The following is a 19,230-nucleotide window of genomic DNA, read 5'->3' as shown; positions in this document are numbered from 1 at the left end:
GCTGTCCAGCGCCGGGCAAACGAGCCGAGGCGGGGGGCACACCCGCCACCCCGCGGCCCAGCTGCTCAGCGCGGGGCAAACGGGTGGGTGGGTGGGAGACATCCGCCGCGAAGCGGCGGGACAGGGCGGCGTCAGCCGGGACCCCGGGAGCCGCAGGGGCCGCAGGCGCAGGGCCCGCGGGAGGCGGAGGAGGCCCCGCCCACGTAACCGGCACAGCGCAGAGCATCGTCACGCTCAGGAGGACAACGACCACCACGGGCCGCCAAGAGATCAGGGACGCGGGCATAGCCGGAGACATCCCGCGTCCGCCCCCGCCCCGAACACGCCCCGCTCCCCGTTCACCTGACGGGGCGGCACCTGCCGTACCCCGTCCGGCCCCCGGGGTCAGCCAGAGGTCAGCCGGACGGGCGCGCCGCCCCCACCCGTACAACCGGTCCCGGCGCCCCACTCACCCGTACATACGTCGCATCGCGAAGTCCACCATCTGCTCCACGGCCTTCGCGTCGAAGACCATCCGGTGCTCACCCTCCATGTCCAGGACGAAGCCGTACCCCGTCGGCAGGAGGTCGATGACCTCCGCGCCGGTGATCACGAAGTACTTCGAGTCCTTGCCCGCGTACCGCCGCAGCTCCTTGAGGGAGGTGAACATCGGGATGACGGGCTGCTGGGTGTTGTGCAGCGCGAGGAAGCCGGGGTTGTCGCCGCGCGGGCAGTAGACCTTCGAGGCCGCGAAGATCTGCTGGAAGTCCTCGGCGGACATCGATCCGGTCGTGAAGGCCCGCACCGCGTCCGCCAGGGACGGGGGCGAGGGCTCGGGATAGAGCGGAGGCTGCTGGCCGTACCCACCGCCGGGCATGCCCGACATCTGCTGCGGCGGTGGCTGCGCCCCCGGCGGTGCGTACTGCTGCTGAGCGCCGGGGTTCTGGTCATAGCCGTACATGGGTGGAAGCCTACTGAGTCACAGATCGGCGGTTTGGGGTTGCGTCTTATTACCGACGGGTAGCATCATCGTAGCTACTTGCTGGTATTCCATCCCTTTCCTGCTTACGGAGCCTTCGCCATGGGCCACTACAAGTCGAATCTCCGCGACATCGAGTTCAACCTCTTCGAGGTGCTCGGCCGCGACAAGCTGTACGGCACCGGCCCGTTCGCGGAGATGGACGTCGACACCGCCAAGAGCATCCTCGACGAGCTGCGCCGCCTCGCCGAGAACGAGCTGGCCGAGTCCTTCACGGACGCCGACCGCAACCCCCCGGTCTTCGACCCGGAGACCAACACCGCGCCCGTCCCGGCGTCCTTCAAGAAGAGCTACCAGGCCTTCATGGACTCCGAGTACTGGCGCCTCGGCCTGCCCGAGGAGATCGGCGGCACGACCTCCCCGCGCTCCCTGATCTGGGCGTACGCGGAGCTGCTGCTCGGCGCCAACCCGGCCGTCTGGATGTACTCCTCGGGTCCGGCGTTCGCCGGCATCCTCTTCGAGGAGGGCAACGAGGCGCAGAAGAAGGTCGCGCAGATCGCCGTGGACAAGCAGTGGGGCTCCACGATGGTCCTCACCGAGCCGGACGCCGGTTCGGACGTCGGCGCCGGTCGCACGAAGGCGGTCCAGCAGGAGGACGGCTCCTGGCACATCGAGGGCGTGAAGCGCTTCATCACGTCCGGTGAGCACGACATGTCGGAGAACATCCTCCACTACGTCCTCGCCCGCCCCGAGGGCGCGGGCCCCGGCACCAAGGGCCTCTCCCTCTTCCTGGTCCCGAAGTACAACTTCGACTGGGAGACCGGCGAGCTGGGCGAGCGCAACGGCGTCTACGCCACGAACGTCGAGCACAAGATGGGCCTCAAGGCCTCCAACACGTGCGAGATGACCTTCGGCGACCAGCACCCCGCCAAGGGCTGGCTGATCGGCGACAAGCACGACGGCATCCGCCAGATGTTCATGATCATCGAGTTCGCGCGCATGATGGTCGGCACGAAGGCCATCGCCACGCTCTCGACGGGCTACCTGAACGCCCTGGAGTACGCCAAGGAGCGCGTGCAGGGTCCGGACCTCGCCCAGTTCATGGACAAGACGGCCCCCAAGGTCACCATCACGCACCACCCCGACGTGCGCCGCTCGCTCATGACGCAGAAGGCGTACGCCGAGGGCATGCGCGCGCTCGTGCTGCACACCGCGGCCGTCCAGGACGAGATCCAGGTCAAGGAGGCGGCGGGCGAGGACGCGTCGCAGCTGCACGCGCTCAACGACCTGCTGCTGCCGATCGTGAAGGGCTACGGCTCGGAGAAGTCGTACGAGCTGCTGGCGCAGTCGCTCCAGACGTTCGGCGGCTCGGGGTACCTCCAGGAGTACCCGATCGAGCAGTACATCCGTGACGCGAAGATCGACACCCTGTACGAGGGCACGACCGCGATCCAGGGCCAGGACTACTTCTTCCGGAAGATCGTCCGCAACCAGGGCGCGGCGCTGAACGGCCTCGCCGAGGAGATCAAGAAGTTCCTGGCGGTCGGCACGGGCGGCGAGACGCTGGCCGCCGCCCGCGAGGAGCTGGCCAAGGCCGCGGTCGAGCTGGAGGCCATCGTCGGCGTCATGCTGACGGACCTCGCGGCGACGGAGCAGGACGTGAAGTCCATCTACAAGGTGGGCCTCAACACGACGCGCCTCCTGATGGCCTCGGGCGACGTGGTCGTCGGCTACCTGCTGCTCCGTGGCGCGGCGGTCGCCGCCGAGAAGCTGGAGACGGCCTCGGCGAAGGACAAGCCGTTCTACGAGGGAAAGATCGCGGCGGCCAAGTTCTTCGCGACGACGGTCCTGCCGGGCGTAGCGGCCGAGCGGAAGCTCGCCGAGGGCGTTGAGCTGTCCATCATGGAGCTGGACGAGGCGGCGTTCTAACCCCGCCCTCCTCGCACACAACGCAGTGGCCCGCCCCCTCGAGGGGGCGGGCCACCCGCACGTCTGCCCGGGGGCCGGCCCCCGGGGGACCTGGGACCTGAGAAACACCCCAGGCGAAGCGCCCCACCCCGCAGCCCATGCGGGGCAAACGGGCGGGTGGGTGGGAGGCATCCGGCGCGGAGCGGCGGGGCAGGGAGCAGCTGGCCGCACCCCGGAAGAACCGCCCCGCAGAAAAGCAACCGCTCTGGCTAGGCTGGCAGCCATGCGCACACCCTCCGGCCCCTTCGACCGCGGCCACACCGAAGACCTCATGTCCTTCCTCGCGGCGAGCCCCACGCCGTACCACGCCGTGGCGAGCGCCGCCGAGCGGCTGGAGAAGGCCGGCTTCCGGCAGGTCGAGGAGACCGACGCCTGGGACGGGACGACCGGCGGCAAGTACGTACTGAGGGGCGGCGCCATCGTCGCCTGGTACGTCCCGGAGAGCGCCTCCCCGCACACCCCCTTCCGCATCGTCGGCGCCCACACCGACTCCCCCAACCTCCGCGTGAAGCCGCAGCCCGACGCCGGCGCCCACGGCTGGCGCCAGGTCGCGGTCGAGATCTACGGAGGCCCCCTGCTCAACTCCTGGCTCGACAGGGACCTCGGCCTCGCCGGCCGCCTCTCGCTGCGCGACGGCACCTCGCGGCTCGTGAACATCGACCGGCCGCTGCTGCGCGTGCCCCAACTGGCCATCCACATGGACCGGAACGTGCACACCGACGGGCTCAAGCTCGACAAGCAGAAGCACATGCAGCCCATTTGGGGCCTCGGCGACGACATCGACGAGGGCGACCTCATCCGCTTCCTGGAGGAGGAGACCGGCCTCGCCGAGGGCGAGGTCACCGGCTGGGACCTCATGACGTACTCCGTGGAGCCACCCGCGTACCTGGGCCGCGACCGCGAACTGGTCGCGGGCCCCCGCATGGACAACCTCCTGTCCGTGCACGCCGCGACGGCCGCCCTCACCGCCGTGGCGGCCGGGAGCGACCTCCCCTACATCCCCGTACTCGCCGCCTTCGACCACGAGGAGAACGGCTCGCAGTCCGACACCGGCGCCGACGGCCCGCTGCTCGGCAGCGTCCTCGAACGGTCCGTGTTCGCGCGCGGCGGCTCGTACGAGGACCGGGCCCGCGCCTTCGCCGGCACCGTCTGCCTCTCCTCCGACACCGGCCACGCCGTGCACCCCAACTACGCGGAGCGGCACGACCCGACGCACCACCCCCGTGCCAACGGCGGCCCGATCCTCAAGGTCAACGTCAACAACCGCTACGCCACGGACGGCGCCGGACGCTCGGTCTTCGCCGCCGCGTGCGAGAAGGCGGGCGTGCCCTTCCAGTCGTTCGTCTCCAACAACGCGATGCCGTGCGGCACGACCATCGGCCCCATCACCGCCGCCCGGCACGGCATCAAGACGGTCGACATCGGCGTCGCGATCCTGTCCATGCACAGCGTGCGCGAGCTGTGCGGCGCGGACGACCCGTATCTGCTGGCCAACGCGCTCGTGGCGTTCCTGGAGGGCTGAGCGGACGGCTGAGGGGCCGCATTCCGTGTGGTCGTGGCGCAGCCGGGTACACGGTGCTGCGCAGACACGACCACAGGGAGGCGGTCCATATGGGCCTGGGCGGATGCATCATCCTCATCGCCGTGGGCGCCATTCTCACGTTCGCGACCGACTGGAAGATGGAAGGCCTCAACGTCACCGTCGCCGGTCTCGTCATGATGGCGGTGGGTCTCATCGGTGTCGCCGCGTTCACCAGCATCGCGCGGCGCAGGCGGGCGGTGGTGCCACCGGCCGCGCAGACCACGATCGTCGACCCCGACCAGGAGCGCAGGGGTTACTGATCCCGAGGGGTGACACGGCCGGGCCGCGTCCGGTCCGTACCGGTTTCGGGGTAGTGATGGCGGCATGAAACTACTCGTACGCGACCGGCTCCTCGGCATCGGCGACGACTACTGGATCGAGGACGAGCGGGGCCGCAAGGTCTTCTTCGTCGACGGCAAGGCGATGCGGCTGCGCGACACCTTCGAGCTGAAGGACATGCAGGGCAGGGTCCTCGTCGACATCCACGCCAAGATGCTCGCCCTGCGCGACACCATGGTCATCGAGCGGGAGGGAGAGGCGCTCGCCACCGTCAGGCGCAAGCGCCTGTCCCTGCTGCGCAACCACTACCGCGTCGCGCTCGTCGACGGCACCGAGCTGGACGTCAGCGGCAAGATCCTCGACCGTGAGTTCGCCATCGAGTACGACGGTGAACTGCTCGCCGACATCTCGCGCCGCTGGTTCAGCGTGCGCGACGCGTACGGCCTGCACATCGTGCGCGAGGACACCGACCCGGCGCTGCTGCTCGCCGTCACCGTCTGCGTCATCCGCCTCGCCGAGAAGGAGCGGGAGGACCACGACTGAGCCCAGGGGCCTACGGAGTCCAGGGACTCCAGGTGCCTACGGAGTCCAGGGACTACGGAGCCCGCCCCAGGAGGCGGTCCTTCAGCGCGGGAAACTGCTCCCGCGTCGCCGCCACCTTCCCGGGGTCGATGTCGACGGTCAGGACCTCCTCGCCGTCACCCGCCTCCGCGAGGACCTCGCCCCACGGGTCGACGACGAGGCTGTGCCCGGCCTGCGGGACGCCCGCGTGCGTACCGCCGGTGCCGCACGCGAGGACGTACACCTGGTCCTCGACCGCCCGCGCCCGGGCGAGCAGCCGCCAGTGCTCACGCCGCCGCTCGGGCCACCCGGCGGGCACCACGAACATCTCGGCGCCCTCGTCGACAAGTCCCCGGAACAGCTCGGGGAAGCGCAGGTCGTAGCAGGTGGCGAGGCCGAGGGTGGTGGCCGGCGTCCGTACCGTCACGAGCTGCGAGCCCGCCGCCATCAGCACCGCCTCGCCCTTGTCGAAGCCGAAGCGGTGGATCTTCCGGTAGGCGGCGGCGAGTTCGCCCTCGGGGGAGAAGACGAGCGAGGTGTTGTAGAGCGCGCCGTCGGACGCGGCGCGCTCGGGGATCGACCCGGCGTGCAGCCACACGCCCGCGTCGGCCGCGGCCTTGGCCATCACCTCGTACGTGGGTCCTTCGAGCGGCTCCGCCTCCTCGGCGAAGGACTCGTAGGCGAAGGCGCCCGTGGTCCACAGTTCGGGGAGGACGACCAGGTCCGAACCGTCCCGCGCGCTCACCTCACGTACCAGTGAAGCGACCCGCGACCGACGGGAATTGACCGGTTCGCCCTCGTCTACAGCGATCTGGATGAGGGAGGCGCGCACACTACCACCGTCCTGGCATTGGATCCGTCGGCAACGTCAAGTACAGCCTACGATCGTCACACGAAAGCACTGCCGGGGTGCCTGCGGGCAGCGTAACTTTACGTCTCAGACACCCACCGCCCGCGTACGACCGTCGAGGGGTCCCGTGAGTCTCCATCCCAGCCTGCAAACCTACGCCGATGCCTGGACCCACTCCGTGGAAGCGATATCCGAGCTGGTGACGCCGCTCGCCGAGGGGGAGTGGAACTGGGCGACGCCCTGCCCCGGCTGGTCCGTGCGCGACATCGTCTCCCACGTCATCGGCCTCGACTGCGAGATGCTGGGCGATCCCCGCCCGATCCACACGCTGCCCCGCGATCTGTACCACGTGAAGACCGAGAGCCAGCGGTACATGGAGATGCAGGTCGACGTGCGGCGCCACCACACCGCGCCGGAGATGACCTCCGAGCTGGAGTACACGATCATCCGCCGCTCCCGGCAGCTGCGGAACGAGTCTCGGGACCCGGGCACCAAGATCCGCGGCCCGCTCGGCTCCGAGCAGACCCTCGAACTGGCCATGCGGATGCGGGCGTTCGACGTGTGGGTGCACGAACAGGACCTGCGTACGACGCTGCGGAAGCCCGGCAACCTCGACTCCGCCGGTGCCTACGTCGTCCGGGACCTCCTCCTGCAAGGCCTCGCGAAGGTCGTGGCCAAGAAGGCGGGCGCGCCGGCGAACTCGGCGGTCGTTTTCGACGTGAGCGGCCCCGTGGAGTTCCTGCGCACGGTGCGCGTGGACGCCGAGGGCAGGGGCACGGTGGACAACGCGCCCTCGCTGGGCCCGCTCGCCACCATCGCCCTCGACTGGGAGACGTATTTCAGACTGGCCTGCGGCCGCGTGACGTACCCGGCCGTCGCCGACCGGGTCAAGGCCGAGGGCGACCAGGACCTCGCGGAGGCGATCCTGCGCAACTTCGCGGTGACGCCATAGCGGTGGGGCGGCTCAGGCAGGGACGTGGACTGCCTCGACCCGGGAGGCGACCAGCCGCTCCCGCTCCCGGCGCACCGCCCGGGACCCCAGCCGCAGGATCTGGCAGAGCCCCACCGCTTCGAGCACGAACACCGCCGAGAACGCCACGCGATAGTTCTGGCCGGTCGCGTCGAGGAGCAGGCCGATGGCGAGCAGCGTCGTCATGGAGGCGACGAAGCCGCCCATGTTGGTGATGCCGGAGGCCGTGCCCTGGCGCTCCGGCGGGTTGGCGGGCCGCGCGAAGTCGAAGCCGATCATCGAGGCGGGCCCGCAGGCGCCGAGCACGGCGCACAGGACGACCAGCAGCCACATCGGGGCGTGGTCCCCCGGGGAGGCGAGCGTGGCCGCCCAGGCCGCGGCCGTCGCCCCGACCGTGCCGAGCGCCAGCGGGAGGCGCGCGGCGTGGTGCCGGGCGACGATCTGGCCGTAGACCAGGCCGACGACCATGTTGGACAGCACGACGAGCGTCAGCAGTTCACCCGCGGTCGCCCGGGACAGGCCCTGCGCCTCGACGAGGAACGGCAGGCCCCACAGCAGCAGGAACACCATCGCGGGGAACTGTGTGGTGAAGTGCACCCACATCCCGAGCCGGGTGCCGGGCTCCCGCCAGGACAGGGCGATCTGCTCGCGTACGAAGGCCACGCCGGCGCGGTCGGCGGGCTCCGGTTCATGGCCCTCCGGGTGGTCCTTCAGGAACAGCGTCATCAGGACGAGGACGACGACACCGCACAGCGCGCTGCCCGCGAAGGCGGCGGTCCAACCGACGGAGTGCAGCAGCCGGGCCAGCACGAGGGTGGAGACGAGGTTGCCCGCCATGCCGACGAGCCCCGCGAGCTGGGCGACCAGCGGGCCGCGCCGGGCGGGGAACCAGCGGGTGCCGAGCCGCAGCACGCTGATGAAGGTCAGCGCGTCGCCGCAGCCGAGCAGGGCGCGGGAGGCGAGCGCCATCGCGTACGAGGGTGAGAAGGCGAAGCCGAGCTGTCCGACCGTGAACAGCACGACGCCGATGGTCAGCACCTTTTTGGTGCCGAGCCGGTCGACCATCAGGCCGACGGGTATCTGCATCCCCGCGTACACGAGCAACTGGAGTATGGAGAAAGTCGAAAGGGCCGACGCGTTGACGTGAAACCGGTCGGCCGCGTCGAGCCCGGCGACACCGAGAGAGGTCCGGAAAATAACGGCGACGAAATAGACGGCGACCCCGATGGACCAGACGACCACGGCCTTCCTGCCCCCGGGCGGATCACCGGGAAGGGAAACGGGCGCGGAAGGAGACCCCGGAGAACCGGGAGAACCCGGAGAGCCCGGAGAACCTGGAGAACTCACCGCACCTCACCCCTGGCCAGGTTCTGGAACCATCCGACATGCCGGGTGACCACGGAGACCGCCGCCTCGGCGTCGCCGCAACGCAACGCCGCGAGAATCTCCTCGTGCTCGGAGAGCGTCTTGGCGATCCGGTCGGGATGCGAATGCATGACCGCCACGCCCATTCTCAACTGCCGGTCCCGCAACTGGTCGTAGAGCCGCGAGAGAATCTCGTTCCCCCCGCTGCGCACGATCTCCGCGTGGAAGCAGCGGTCGGTGACCGCCGCCCCGGCGAGGTCCCCCGCCGCGGCCTGCTCCCGCTGCCGGGAGAGCAGCCCCTCCAGCCGCTCCACGAGCCCCGCCGGCGCCGGTACGGCCTTGCGCACCGCGTGCGTCTCGACGAGCAGCCGCGTCTCGACGACGTCCGCGATCTCCTGCGCGGAGACGGGCAGCACGAGCGCCCCCTTCTTGGGGTAGAGCCGCAGCAACCCCTCCACCTCAAGCTTCAGCAGCGCCTCCCGCACGGGCGTGCGGGAAACCCCCACGGCCTCGGCCAGCTCCCCCTCGGTGAGGAGCGTGCCGCCCTCGTAGCGGCGCTCCAGGACGGCCCGCTTCACATACGCGTAGACGCGCTCCGCGGCGGGGGGCTGCTTGATGGCGATGACTGACATGCGCACAGCATAGATACAACACGTATACGCGGGAATCCCCGGTCCATATGGCGGAAACTCGTCGCTTTGAAGGCCGCACGAGCAATTCCCGGGCCATCCGGCACATCCATTCACGTCTCCCACTCGTCTTACGTAAGAGCGGCCCCCTCCATGTGGCCGCAATCCAGGGGCATTTGGAGCAGAGATCTTGAATACCGGCATTAAGGGCGTACGTCGCGTATCAGCCGTTACCATCACCGCGAGCGCGATACTGGCCGGCGGCGTCCTCACCACCCCGGCCCACGCGGCCGCACCGCCGAAGCCGTCCATCGCCGCCAAGGGCGGCTATGTGATGAACAACGGCACGGGCAAGAGCCTGTTCACCAAGGCCGCCGACACCCGCCGGTCCACCGGCTCCACGACGAAGATCATGACGGCGCGCGTGGTCCTCGGCCAGCGGAACCTCAACCTGGATTCCAAGGTCACGGTCCAGAAGGCGTACAGCGACTACATCGTCGCCAATAACTACGCCTCCTCCGCCCGCCTGATCGTCGGCGACAAGGTCACCGTCCGCCAGCTGCTGTACGGGCTGATGCTGCCGTCCGGCTGCGATGCCGCGTACGCACTCGCGGACAAGTTCGGCAAGGGCACGACCCGTTCGGCCCGCGTGAAGAACTTCATCGGCCAGATGAACTCCACCGCCAGGTCCCTCGGCCTGACGAACACGCACTTCGACTCCTTCGACGGCATCGGGCACGGCCAGAACTACTCGACGCCGCGCGACCTGACGAAGCTCGCCAGCAACGCCATGAAGTACTCCACGTTCCGCACGGTCGTGAAGACGAAGGCGACCACCCAGAAGGTCACCACGAAGTCCGGCGGCTACCGCAACATGGCCTGGGAGAACACGAACAAGCTCCTCGGCTCCTACAGCGGCGCCCTCGGCGTGAAGACGGGCTCCGGCCCCGAGGCGAAGTACTGCCTCGTCTTCGCGGCGACCCGGAACGGCAAGACGGTCATCGGCACCGTCCTGACCTCGTCCTCGGCGGCCAACCGCCTCTCGGACGCCAAGAAGCTGATGGACTACGGCTTCAAGGTCGCCTGACGCGTTGACGGAACGAAGGGGGGCCCGCCGCGATCACCGCGGCGGGCCCCCCTTCTCCCTGCTCGGCGGGCATTACGCCCAGGTCAGCAACCGCTTCGGCCGCTCCAGGATGGCCGCCACATCGGCGAGCACCTTGGAGCCCAGCTCCCCGTCCACCAGGCGGTGGTCGAAGGAGAGCGCGAGCGTCGTCACCTGGCGCGGCTTGACCTTGCCCTTGTGGACCCACGGCTGAAGCTTGATCGAGCCGACCGCGAGGATCGCCGACTCGCCGGGGTTCAGGATCGGCGTGCCCGTGTCGACGCCGAAGACGCCGACGTTCGTGATCGTGACCGTGCCGCCCTGCATGGCGCCGGGCGACGTCTTGCCCGCGCGGGCCGTGGTCACCAACTCGCCGAGAGCCTCGGCCAGTTCGGGCAGGGTCTTGGCGTGCGCGTCCTTGATGTTCGGCACGATCAGACCGCGCGGGGTGGCCGCGGCGATGCCGAGGTTCACATAGTGCTTCTGGACGATCTCCTGATTCGCCTCGTCCCAGGCGGCGTTGACCTCGGGGTGGCGCTTGATCGCGACCAGCAGGGCCTTGGAGATGAGCAGCAGCGGATTGACCCGCAACCCCTCGAAAGCCCTGTCCTGCTTCAACTCCTCGACCAGCTTCATCGTCCGCGTCACGTCGACCGTCACGAACTCGGTGACGTGCGGCGCGGTGAACGCCGAGTGGACCATCGCCTGCGCGGTGACCTTCCGTACGCCCTTGACGGGGATGCGGGTCTCCCTGGCATCCGCGCCGACCACCGGGGCGGGCGCGGGAGCGGCCACCGGAGCGGGGGCGGGTGCCTCCGCTGCCTGCGGCGCCTGGGGCGCGGCGGGCGCGGGCTCGGTGACGGCCTGGGCCACCGCCGCGTGCACGTCCTCGCGCGTGATGATCCCGTCGGGACCGGACGGCGTGACCGTCGCGAGGTCCACGCCGAGGTCCTTGGCGAGCTTGCGGACGGGTGGCTTGGCGAGCGGCCGGACACCGTGGCCGTTGAGCCCGCTCTCCCGTTGTGCCTCCGGCTCCGGCGCCGCGACAGGGGCGTCCATCGATTCGGCCTTCCGGGCCCGCCGCTTGGTGGAGGCCTCGGCGACCCCGTATCCCACGAGCACGGGCTGCCGCCCCTGCGGCTCGGCGGGCTCGGGCTCAGGCGCGGCCTCAGGCTCGGGCGCACTCAGCGGCTCTGGCGCCACCGAGGCCCCCGCACCCGCCCCACCCGACACGTCCACCGAGATGATCACCTGGCCGACGTCGACCGTGGTGCCCTCGGGGAAGCGCAGCTCACTCACGACGCCGTTGAACGGAATGGGGAGTTCGACCGCGGCCTTGGCCGTCTCGACCTCGCACACGACCTGGCCGTCGGTGACGGTGTCACCGGGCGCCACGTACCACTTGAGGATCTCGGCCTCGGTGAGCCCTTCGCCCACGTCGGGCATCTTGAACTCGGCAAGAGCGGTGTCTGTCATCGTCGTCACGACCCTCTCCCTCAGTACGCCAGCGAGCGGTCGACGGCGTCGAGCACCCGGTCGAGGCCCGGCAGGTACTCCTCCTCGAGGCGCGCCGGCGGATACGGGGCGTGGTAGCCGCCGACCCTCAGCACCGGGGCCTCCAGGTGGTAGAAGCACCGCTCGGTGATGCGCGCGGCGATCTCCGCGCCCGTGCCCAGGAAGACCGGGGCCTCGTGCACGACGACGAGCCGCCGGGTCTTCTCCACCGAGGCCTGCACGGCATCGAAGTCGATCGGCGACATGGAGCGCAGGTCCAGGACCTCCAGGGACTTGCCCTCCTCCTCGGCGGCCGCGGCCGCCTCCAGGCAGACCTTCACCATCGGCCCGTACGCCGCGAGCGTCAGGTCGCTGCCCTCGCGGGCGACGGTGGCCTTGTGCAGGGGGCCGGGGATCGACTCCTTGTCGACCTCGCCCTTGTCCCAGTACCGCCGCTTGGGCTCGAAGAAGATCACCGGGTCGTCGCTCTGGATGGCCTGCTGCATCATCCAGTAGGCATCCGCCGAGTTCGACGGAGAGACCACCTTCAGGCCCGCCACGTGCGCGAACAGCGTCTCGGGCGACTCGCTGTGGTGCTCGACGGCACCGATGCCACCGCCGTACGGAATGCGGATGACGACCGGCATCTTGATCTTGCCGAGCGCGCGGGCGTGCATCTTCGCCAGCTGCGTGACGATCTGGTCGTAGGCGGGGAAGACGAAGCCGTCGAACTGGATCTCCACCACCGGGCGGTACCCGCGCAGGGCGAGGCCGATGGCCGTGCCGACGATGCCGGACTCGGCGAGCGGGGTGTCGATGACCCGCTCCTCGCCGAAGTCCTTCTGGAGCCCGTCCGTCACCCGGAAGACGCCGCCGAGCTTGCCGACGTCCTCGCCCATGATGAGGACCTTGGGGTCGTTCTCCAGCGCCGTGCGCAGCGATTCGTTGATCGCCTTGGCGATGGGCAGTTTCTGGACAGTCATGGTTACTTGACCTCCCCGCCCGCGGGGGCGTCGGCGAACGACGCCTGGTACGCGGCGAACTGGGCGCGCTCCTCGTCCACGAGCGCGTGCCCGTCCGCGTAGACATTCTCGAAGATCGCCATCAGGTCCGGATCCGGCATCGCCCGCACCACCTCTCGCACTCGCTTGCCCAACGCTTCGCTCTCGTCGTCGAGTTCCGCGAAAAATCCCTCATCCGCGTGACCTTCGGACTCCAGGAACGCCCGCAGCCGCAGAATCGGGTCCTTGGCCTCCCACGCCACCCGCTCGTCGTCGTTGCGGTACTTGCTCGGGTCGTCGGACGTGGTGTGCGCGCCCATGCGGTACGTGAACGCCTCGATCAGCGCCGGGCCCTCGCCCGTACGCGCCCGCTCCAGGGCCCACTTGGTGACGGCGAGCACGGCGAGCACGTCGTTGCCGTCGATCCGCACACCGGGGAAGCCGTAGCCCTGGGCGCGCTGGTAGAGCGGCACGCGGGTCTGCTTCTCGGTCGGCTCGGAGATGGCCCACTGGTTGTTCTGGCAGAAGAACACGACGGGGGCGTTGTAGACCGCGGAGAAGGTGAACGATTCAGCGACGTCCCCCTGGCTGGAGGCACCGTCCCCGAAGTACGCGATCACGGCCGAGTCGGCGCCGTCCTTGGCCACGCCCATCGCGTAGCCGGTGGCGTGCAGGGTCTGCGAGCCGATGACGATCGTGTACAGGTGGAAGTTGTTGCTGTTCGGGTCCCAGCCGCCGTTGTTCACGCCGCGGAACATGCCGAGCAGGTTCGTCGGGTCGACCCCGCGGCACCAGGCGACGCCGTGCTCGCGGTACGTGGGGAACACGTAGTCGTCGTCGCGGGTGGCCCGGCCGGAACCGATCTGCGCGGCCTCCTGGCCGAGCAGCGAGGCCCACAGGCCCAGCTCGCCCTGGCGCTGGAGCGAGGTGGCCTCGGCGTCGAAGCGGCGGGTGAGGACCATGTCGCGGTACAGGCCGCGCAGCTCCTCGCTCGTGATGCCGTCGACATACGCGTCGTACACGGCGTTCTCCGCGCTCTTGACCCGCTTGCCCTCGGGCGTCAGCAGCTGTACAAGCTCGGGCTCCGTGCTTTTCTGCGGAGCGGCCTTCTTGGCGCTTGCGGCGCGCTTGCCGCCGCCGGTACTGCTGCGGCGCGGTTTGCGCGCGGCGGTGCTCTCCACGGTCACGTGTGCTCCTCCGTCGGTCCGGCCCCCGGGGTTACCGGTGAGGCCAGTGCGGCTCGCCTGATCCGTGCCCGCGCACGGGGTGGGTGCGTCTCGGCCGGGAACAGGCGTGACAGGTGTCCCGGCGAACGCCCTGCACAATGCACGTTACCCAGTGCTCGCCAATTCTGTGAAACCCCATCTGACCTGCGAATTTACTCGGAAATCCAAGTACCTGATTGCTCGGATTTCCGAGTACGTCGAGAAGTACGTCGGGAAAAGGGGGAACACTTCCTGGTCACAGCACTGATCACAGCCTGGCAGGGGGCCGGAACACCGGCACGTTATCCCGGCCACCCCGGCCACGGGAAGGGTTCCGCCCGGGCACCGGAAGAGATCGTGTGTGAGACTGGCTCCGTGCGCGAAGATGGAAAAATTACGGTATTTCTCCTCGACGACCACGAAGTGGTGCGGCGCGGAGTCCATGAGCTGCTCTCCGTCGAGTCCGATATCGAGGTGGTCGGCGAGGCCGGTACCGCGGCGGACGCCCTGGTCAGGATCCCGGCGACCCGGCCCGACGTGGCCGTGCTCGATGTGCGCCTGCCGGACGGCAGCGGGGTCGAGGTGTGCCGCGAGATCCGCTCGCAGAACGAGGACATCAAATGCCTGATGCTCACCTCGTTCGCCGATGACGAGGCCCTCTTCGACGCGATCATGGCCGGCGCCTCCGGTTATGTCCTCAAGGCCATCCGCGGCAATGAGCTGCTGACCGCCGTGCGCGACGTGGCCGCCGGGAAGTCCCTGCTGGACCCCGTCGCCACGGCCCGGGTCCTCGAACGGCTGCGCGACGGCAACAACACCAAGGGCGACGACCGCCTGGCCAACCTCACCGACCAGGAGCGGAAGATCCTCGACCTGATCGGAGAGGGCCTCACGAACCGCGTCATCGGCGAGCGGCTGCACCTCGCGGAGAAGACCATCAAGAACTACGTCTCCAGCCTGCTCTCCAAGCTGGGCATGGAGCGGCGCTCACAGGCCGCCGCGTACGTGGCGCGCATGCAGGCCGAGAAGCAGCACTGAACGAGCACTGAAGCAGTGCCGAAGGAACACTGAAGGGACTTTCGTCCCGTTTGATGGGGGCGGGCTCCTCTTTTGTGGCGTCCCGCTTCTGGACGAGGGTGGGGGCATGTCCATCGACCCCACCGCCTCCGCCGATGAACAGCTCGCCTTCGAACTGCTCCGCCGTACGGACTACGGGCGGGTGGCGACCAGCATGCGCGCGCTGCCCTTCCTCGCGGCGGCCCGCCACATCGTCGTCGGCGGGAAGATCCTGCTGCGTCTGCACAGGGGATACGGCTACCACCACGCGTGCGTGGGCAGCGTCGTCGCGTACGGCGCGGACAACCTCGACGTGGCGACCGCGCGGCAGGGCGGCCAGTGGACCGTGCAGTGCATCGGCCTGTGCGAGGCGGTCGAACCGTCCAACGCCGAGCTGGAACTCTTCGGCCCCGCGCCGCACTACGCGGACGGCGAGCTGTTCGACCCGGTCTATCTGCGGATCGAGCCGCAGGTGACCAAGGTCCACACCTTCACCGCGGCCCACGACCGCGGCCTCCAGCACGCCCGCTGACGCACACGGCAGGGCTCACCTGCCCGGCCCTGAGCGGCCGGGCCGCCCGATCAGGCCCCGGGGTCGTCCCCGCCGCCGCCCGGGTCGCCGCCCTCGTCGGTCGGGTCCGGCGTCGGCGGCGGGTCGTCGGTCGGATCGTCCGTCGGGTCCGGCGTCGTCGGGTCGCTCGTCGGGTCCGTCGTGGGCGTAGTCGGGTTCCCCGTCGGCTGCGTGGGGCCCCCGGTCGGCTGCGTGGGCCCGGTCGGCTGGTTCGTCTGCGGCGGGTAGCCCGTCTGGCCCCCGGTGTCGCTGCCCGGCTCCGTCGGCTCGTCCGTCTCGTCCTTGTCCGGGCTCTTGCTGGGCTTCTTCTCCTGCGACTGCTTCGTCGAAGGAGTCACGTCGGGGGTCTTCTCCTTGCCCTTGCCGCCCGCGGCGTTCAGTGCGACGGCGACACCCACGACCACCGCGAGGACCGCGAGCACGGCGAAGACCCACATCTTGCCGCGGCCACCCCGGCCCCCGCGCTGCCCGCCCTCGAAGCCGCCGTCGTCGCCCCCCGGCGGACGCAGCATCGGGCCGGGAATCTGCGCGGTCCCGGAGTCGGGGTGCCCCATCGCGGCCGTTCCCGCGACGCCCATCGCCGGGGTGTTGCCGCCCTCGTGCATCTCGACGGGCCCGGTGTTCCAGGTCCCCGTGTGGCTGCCCTGTTCGTGCAGCATCTGGAGCCCGTACTGGACGAGGCCGCGCATCTCCTCGGCGGTCTGGAACCGGTCGTCCGGGTCCTTGGCCAGGGAGCGCATGACGAGCCCGTCCAGCTCCGGCGGCGCCGCGTCCGAGACCTCGGAGGGCGGCACGGCCGTGTCCTGGACGTGCTGATAGACCACGGAAAGCGGCGTCTCACCGGTGAACGGCGGCCGCAGCGCGAGCAGTTCGTAGAGCAGACAGCCGGTCGCGTACAGGTCGGAGCGGTGGTCGACGGCCTTGCCGAGCGCCTGCTCGGGCGAGAGGTACTGGGGCGTGCCCATGACCATGCCGGTCTGCGTCATCGTCGACTGCGCGCCGTGCAGGGCGCGCGCGATGCCGAAGTCCATCACCTTCACCGCGCCGGTGTTGGTGATGATCACGTTCGCGGGCTTGATGTCACGGTGCACGATGCCGTGCTGGTGCGAGTACGCGAGCGCCTCGAGCACCCCGGAGACGATGATGAGCGCCTGCTCGGGACCCGGCGCCTCCGCGTTGAGCAGCAGATCGCGGATCGTGCGGCCCTCGACGATCTCCATGACGATGTACGGGACGACGCTCGGCCCGACGACGTCTTCACCGGAGTCGTACACCGCGACCACAGCGTGGTGGTTGAGGCCCGCGACGGACTGGGCCTCACGCGTGAAACGCGCCTTGGAGACCGGGTCCTCGGCGAGGTCGGAGCGCAGCAGCTTGACCGCCACCGTCCGCCCCAGGCGTACGTCCTCGGCGGCGAACACCTCGGCCATGCCGCCTCGGCCGAGCCGGTGGGTCAGCCGGTACCGGCCGTCTCCGACGAGCCCGCCATTGCCCCACAACTCGGGCGCGTCTGACATACCGCCGCCAGTCGCGTCGGGGTCGGACGGGCCCTGAGCGCGCTGCGTCTGTGCCATCAGTCCTCGCCGTCGTTTCTGGTCGTGGTACTTGGTGCTGGGTACGCCGCTGTACGGGTACTCCGACGGGCCACGCTACAGCCTTCACGCCACCTGCCGGTTCGAGGTGGACCGGACATAAAAGCGTTCCCGGGTCCTCACGCGCTAACTTGTAACGCTTCCGAGACGCTTCTTGCGCGTACGGTCACGGAACGGGCACCGAGCTTGACGCGTCATCGTCCTGGGGCAGACTTGGCCAGGAATAGCGGGTAATCGATCACCAGCCGCGGAGCCGTCCGGCCGCCGCGCCGATGGGGGACGCACGAGATGAGCAGCCAGGACGGCGCACAGGGGCGGTACGCGGGGCGTTCGCTGGCCGGCGGCCGCTACCAACTGCGCGATCTGCTCGGCGAGGGCGGCATGGCCTCGGTCCACCTGGCGTACGACGCCGTACTCGACCGCCAGGTCGCGATCAAGACGCTCCACACCGAGCTGGGCCGCGAGCAGTCCTTCCGTGAGCGTTTCCGGCGCGAGGCACAGTCGGTGGCGAAGCTCACGCACACGAACATCGTGTCGGTCTTCGACACCGGTGAGGACGAGCTGGACGGCACGACGATGCCGTACATCGTCATGGAGTACGTCGAGGGCAAGCCGCTCGGCTCCGTGCTCGACGCGTCCGTCACGCAGTTCGGAGCGATGCCGACCGACCAGGCGCTGAAGATCACCGCCGATGTGCTGGCGGCGCTGGAGATCAGCCACGAGATGGGCCTGGTCCACCGCGACATCAAGCCGGGCAACGTCATGATGACCAAGCGCAACGTCGTCAAGGTCATGGACTTCGGCATCGCCCGCGCCATGCAGTCCGGCGTCACGTCGATGACCCAGACCGGCATGGTCGTCGGCACCCCGCAGTACCTCTCGCCCGAGCAGGCCCTCGGCCGCGGCGTGGACGCGCGCTCCGACCTCTACTCGGTCGGCATCATGCTCTTCCAACTGGTGACCGGACGGCTGCCGTTCGAGGCGGACTCGCCGCTGGCCATCGCGTACGCCCATGTCCAGGAGGAGCCGGTCGCTCCGTCCTCGATCAACCGTTCGCTGCCGCCCGCGGTCGACGCGATCGTCGCCCGCGCGCTGAAGAAGAACCCGAACGAGCGCTTCCCGACCGCCGAGGCGATGCGCGACGAGTGCCTGCGCGTCGCGCAGTCCTTCCAGGCGGCGGCCCCCAGCATCGTGCCGGGCGCGCAGACGGCCAGCGGCGCGGGTGTCGGCTCCGCGGTCTTCCCGCCGGTCGACTCCTCGCTCCCGCCGCAGTCCGGCGGCGTCCAGACGCCGTACCAGCCGAACGCCTACGGCCCGTCGACCCCGGCCCCGACGCCGGGCTACGGCTACCCCCAGCAGGGCGGTTACGCCACCCCGGCGCCCACCAACGCGTACGCGCCGCAGCAGGGGGCGCACACCCCGCCCCCGTACAACCTCTCCCCGCAGCCCGCCACGACCACGTCCCCCTCGGGCTCGGGCGGCGGCAAGCGGCGGAACATGCCGGTGATCATCGGCTCGATCGTCGTCGCGCTCATCGCCATCGGCGGCCTCATCACCGCGCTCACCCTCAATGCCGACGACGGCAAGGATGCGGCGGGCGACAAGAAGACGCCGGTGGCGGGGTACAAGGGGCCCGACCGCGGCAACACGATCGAGAAGGAGAAGTGCAAGGAGCCCGACGTCGGCTACAACGACGAGACCAAGATCAAGCTCCCCGACTTCACCTTCAGGGACTGGAAGTCGGTCCTGACCTGCCTCCAGGCCGCCGGATGGAATTACGACAAGCGCGAGGTCGACGAGAACGCCTACGGCAAGGACACCGTGATGCGGCAGACCCCGAAGGAAGGCACGGAGGTCGACCCGAAGAACGTGGACATCCAGTTCGACATCTCGACGGGAAACCCGGCCTAGGGCCTGTCCGGCGGATCAGGCCGTACTTGGGTGGCGGTCACCTTTCTGCGCAGGTGAGCGGGGTCTGGTGCGTCGAGATGCAAGGCGGAGGAGGGCGGCAACGCGATGGGGGCGCCCCCTGCTCGAGCGAAGC

17 protein-coding genes are annotated in these 19,230 nt (G+C 69.7%); 9 read left to right on the top strand and 8 right to left on the bottom strand.

Going from position 1 to position 19,230, the window contains the following annotated elements; all coding sequences use genetic code 11:
• Nucleotides 1-448: 448 nt before the first annotated feature.
• The gene (locus IG54_RS0135785) at nucleotides 449-940 is read right to left on the bottom strand and encodes an SseB family protein (protein WP_030794826.1); all 492 of its coding nucleotides are present in this window, start codon (nucleotides 938-940) and stop codon (nucleotides 449-451) included.
• A 120-nt stretch (nucleotides 941-1,060) separates the two neighbouring features.
• On the opposite strand from IG54_RS0135785, the gene IG54_RS0135780 reads away from it, so the two are divergent.
• From IG54_RS0135780 to IG54_RS0135765, 4 genes are all read left to right on the top strand, one after another.
• On the top strand, nucleotides 1,061-2,887 hold the full coding sequence (locus IG54_RS0135780) for an acyl-CoA dehydrogenase (RefSeq protein WP_030794821.1): 1,827 nt from the start codon (nucleotides 1,061-1,063) through the stop codon (nucleotides 2,885-2,887).
• Between the two features lie 262 nt (nucleotides 2,888-3,149).
• Nucleotides 3,150-4,448 (top strand): M18 family aminopeptidase, encoded by a 1,299-nt coding sequence (locus tag IG54_RS0135775; protein WP_030794818.1) that lies wholly within the window; start codon nucleotides 3,150-3,152, stop codon nucleotides 4,446-4,448.
• Nucleotides 4,449-4,537: 89 nt separating this feature from the next.
• Nucleotides 4,538-4,768: a hypothetical protein gene (locus IG54_RS0135770; protein WP_030794814.1), complete on the top strand. Its 231-nt coding sequence runs from the start codon at nucleotides 4,538-4,540 to the stop codon at nucleotides 4,766-4,768.
• A gap of 64 nt (nucleotides 4,769-4,832) precedes the next feature.
• Nucleotides 4,833-5,330 carry an LURP-one-related/scramblase family protein gene (locus tag IG54_RS0135765; RefSeq protein WP_030794811.1) on the top strand — a complete coding sequence of 166 codons (498 nt, stop codon included), beginning with the start codon at nucleotides 4,833-4,835 and terminating at the stop codon, nucleotides 5,328-5,330.
• A 52-nt stretch (nucleotides 5,331-5,382) separates the two neighbouring features.
• Here the strand turns inward: IG54_RS0135765 and IG54_RS0135760 are convergent, their stop codons facing one another.
• Nucleotides 5,383-6,180, bottom strand: a complete 798-nt coding sequence (locus IG54_RS0135760; RefSeq protein ID WP_030794808.1) for a carbon-nitrogen family hydrolase — start codon at nucleotides 6,178-6,180, stop codon at nucleotides 5,383-5,385.
• 145 nt (nucleotides 6,181-6,325) lie between these two features.
• Here IG54_RS0135760 and IG54_RS0135755 point away from each other — a divergent pair, with 145 nt between their 5' ends.
• Entirely contained in the window at nucleotides 6,326-7,150 is an 825-nt protein-coding gene (locus tag IG54_RS0135755) for a maleylpyruvate isomerase family mycothiol-dependent enzyme (protein ID WP_030794805.1), read from the top strand.
• A 12-nt stretch (nucleotides 7,151-7,162) separates the two neighbouring features.
• Here the strand turns inward: IG54_RS0135755 and IG54_RS0135750 are convergent, their stop codons facing one another.
• Together IG54_RS0135750 and IG54_RS0135745 are read right to left on the bottom strand one after the other, a co-directional pair.
• On the bottom strand, nucleotides 7,163-8,410 hold the full coding sequence (locus tag IG54_RS0135750; protein ID WP_030794802.1) for an MFS transporter: 1,248 nt from the start codon (nucleotides 8,408-8,410) through the stop codon (nucleotides 7,163-7,165).
• Nucleotides 8,411-8,511: 101 nt separating this feature from the next.
• Complete coding sequence (locus tag IG54_RS0135745) at nucleotides 8,512-9,165, bottom strand: GntR family transcriptional regulator (protein ID WP_030794799.1); 654 nt, start codon at nucleotides 9,163-9,165, stop codon at nucleotides 8,512-8,514.
• A gap of 187 nt (nucleotides 9,166-9,352) precedes the next feature.
• Here IG54_RS0135745 and IG54_RS0135740 point away from each other — a divergent pair, with 187 nt between their 5' ends.
• Nucleotides 9,353-10,249: a D-alanyl-D-alanine carboxypeptidase family protein gene (locus IG54_RS0135740; RefSeq protein WP_051820407.1), complete on the top strand. Its 897-nt coding sequence runs from the start codon at nucleotides 9,353-9,355 to the stop codon at nucleotides 10,247-10,249.
• Nucleotides 10,250-10,321: 72 nt separating this feature from the next.
• Here IG54_RS0135740 and IG54_RS0135735 read toward each other — a convergent pair whose 3' ends face one another.
• From IG54_RS0135735 to pdhA, 3 genes are read right to left on the bottom strand one after another with little or no spacing between them, the layout of a single operon-like run.
• Nucleotides 10,322-11,752 (bottom strand): dihydrolipoamide acetyltransferase family protein, encoded by a 1,431-nt coding sequence (locus tag IG54_RS0135735; protein WP_030794792.1) that lies wholly within the window; start codon nucleotides 11,750-11,752, stop codon nucleotides 10,322-10,324.
• A gap of 11 nt (nucleotides 11,753-11,763) precedes the next feature.
• Nucleotides 11,764-12,744 carry an alpha-ketoacid dehydrogenase subunit beta gene (locus IG54_RS0135730; protein ID WP_030794789.1) on the bottom strand — a complete coding sequence of 327 codons (981 nt, stop codon included), beginning with the start codon at nucleotides 12,742-12,744 and terminating at the stop codon, nucleotides 11,764-11,766.
• 2 nt (nucleotides 12,745-12,746) lie between these two features.
• A complete protein-coding gene (pdhA, locus tag IG54_RS0135725) occupies nucleotides 12,747-13,949 on the bottom strand; it encodes a pyruvate dehydrogenase (acetyl-transferring) E1 component subunit alpha (protein ID WP_030794787.1) in 1,203 nt (400 codons plus the stop codon).
• A 393-nt stretch (nucleotides 13,950-14,342) separates the two neighbouring features.
• Between pdhA and IG54_RS0135720 the strand changes: the two genes are divergently transcribed.
• The gene (locus IG54_RS0135720) at nucleotides 14,343-15,005 is read left to right on the top strand and encodes a response regulator (protein ID WP_030794784.1); all 663 of its coding nucleotides are present in this window, start codon (nucleotides 14,343-14,345) and stop codon (nucleotides 15,003-15,005) included.
• A 106-nt stretch (nucleotides 15,006-15,111) separates the two neighbouring features.
• The gene (locus IG54_RS0135715; protein ID WP_030794781.1) at nucleotides 15,112-15,555 is read left to right on the top strand and encodes a pyridoxamine 5'-phosphate oxidase family protein; all 444 of its coding nucleotides are present in this window, start codon (nucleotides 15,112-15,114) and stop codon (nucleotides 15,553-15,555) included.
• A gap of 50 nt (nucleotides 15,556-15,605) precedes the next feature.
• On the opposite strand, the gene IG54_RS0135710 is transcribed toward IG54_RS0135715, so the two are convergent.
• Complete coding sequence (locus IG54_RS0135710) at nucleotides 15,606-17,168, bottom strand: protein kinase domain-containing protein (RefSeq protein ID WP_030794778.1); 1,563 nt, start codon at nucleotides 17,166-17,168, stop codon at nucleotides 15,606-15,608.
• A 306-nt stretch (nucleotides 17,169-17,474) separates the two neighbouring features.
• Here IG54_RS0135710 and IG54_RS0135705 point away from each other — a divergent pair, with 306 nt between their 5' ends.
• Nucleotides 17,475-19,097 carry a protein kinase domain-containing protein gene (locus tag IG54_RS0135705; protein ID WP_030794775.1) on the top strand — a complete coding sequence of 541 codons (1,623 nt, stop codon included), beginning with the start codon at nucleotides 17,475-17,477 and terminating at the stop codon, nucleotides 19,095-19,097.
• Nucleotides 19,098-19,230 lie beyond the last annotated feature (133 nt).

Source organism: Streptomyces sp. NRRL S-920, assembly GCF_000717945.1.
Classification (GTDB): domain Bacteria; phylum Actinomycetota; class Actinomycetes; order Streptomycetales; family Streptomycetaceae; genus Streptomyces; species Streptomyces alboniger.
The sequence above is the reverse complement of the archived record's forward strand: the minus strand, read 5'-3'. Positions and strand labels throughout refer to the sequence as shown.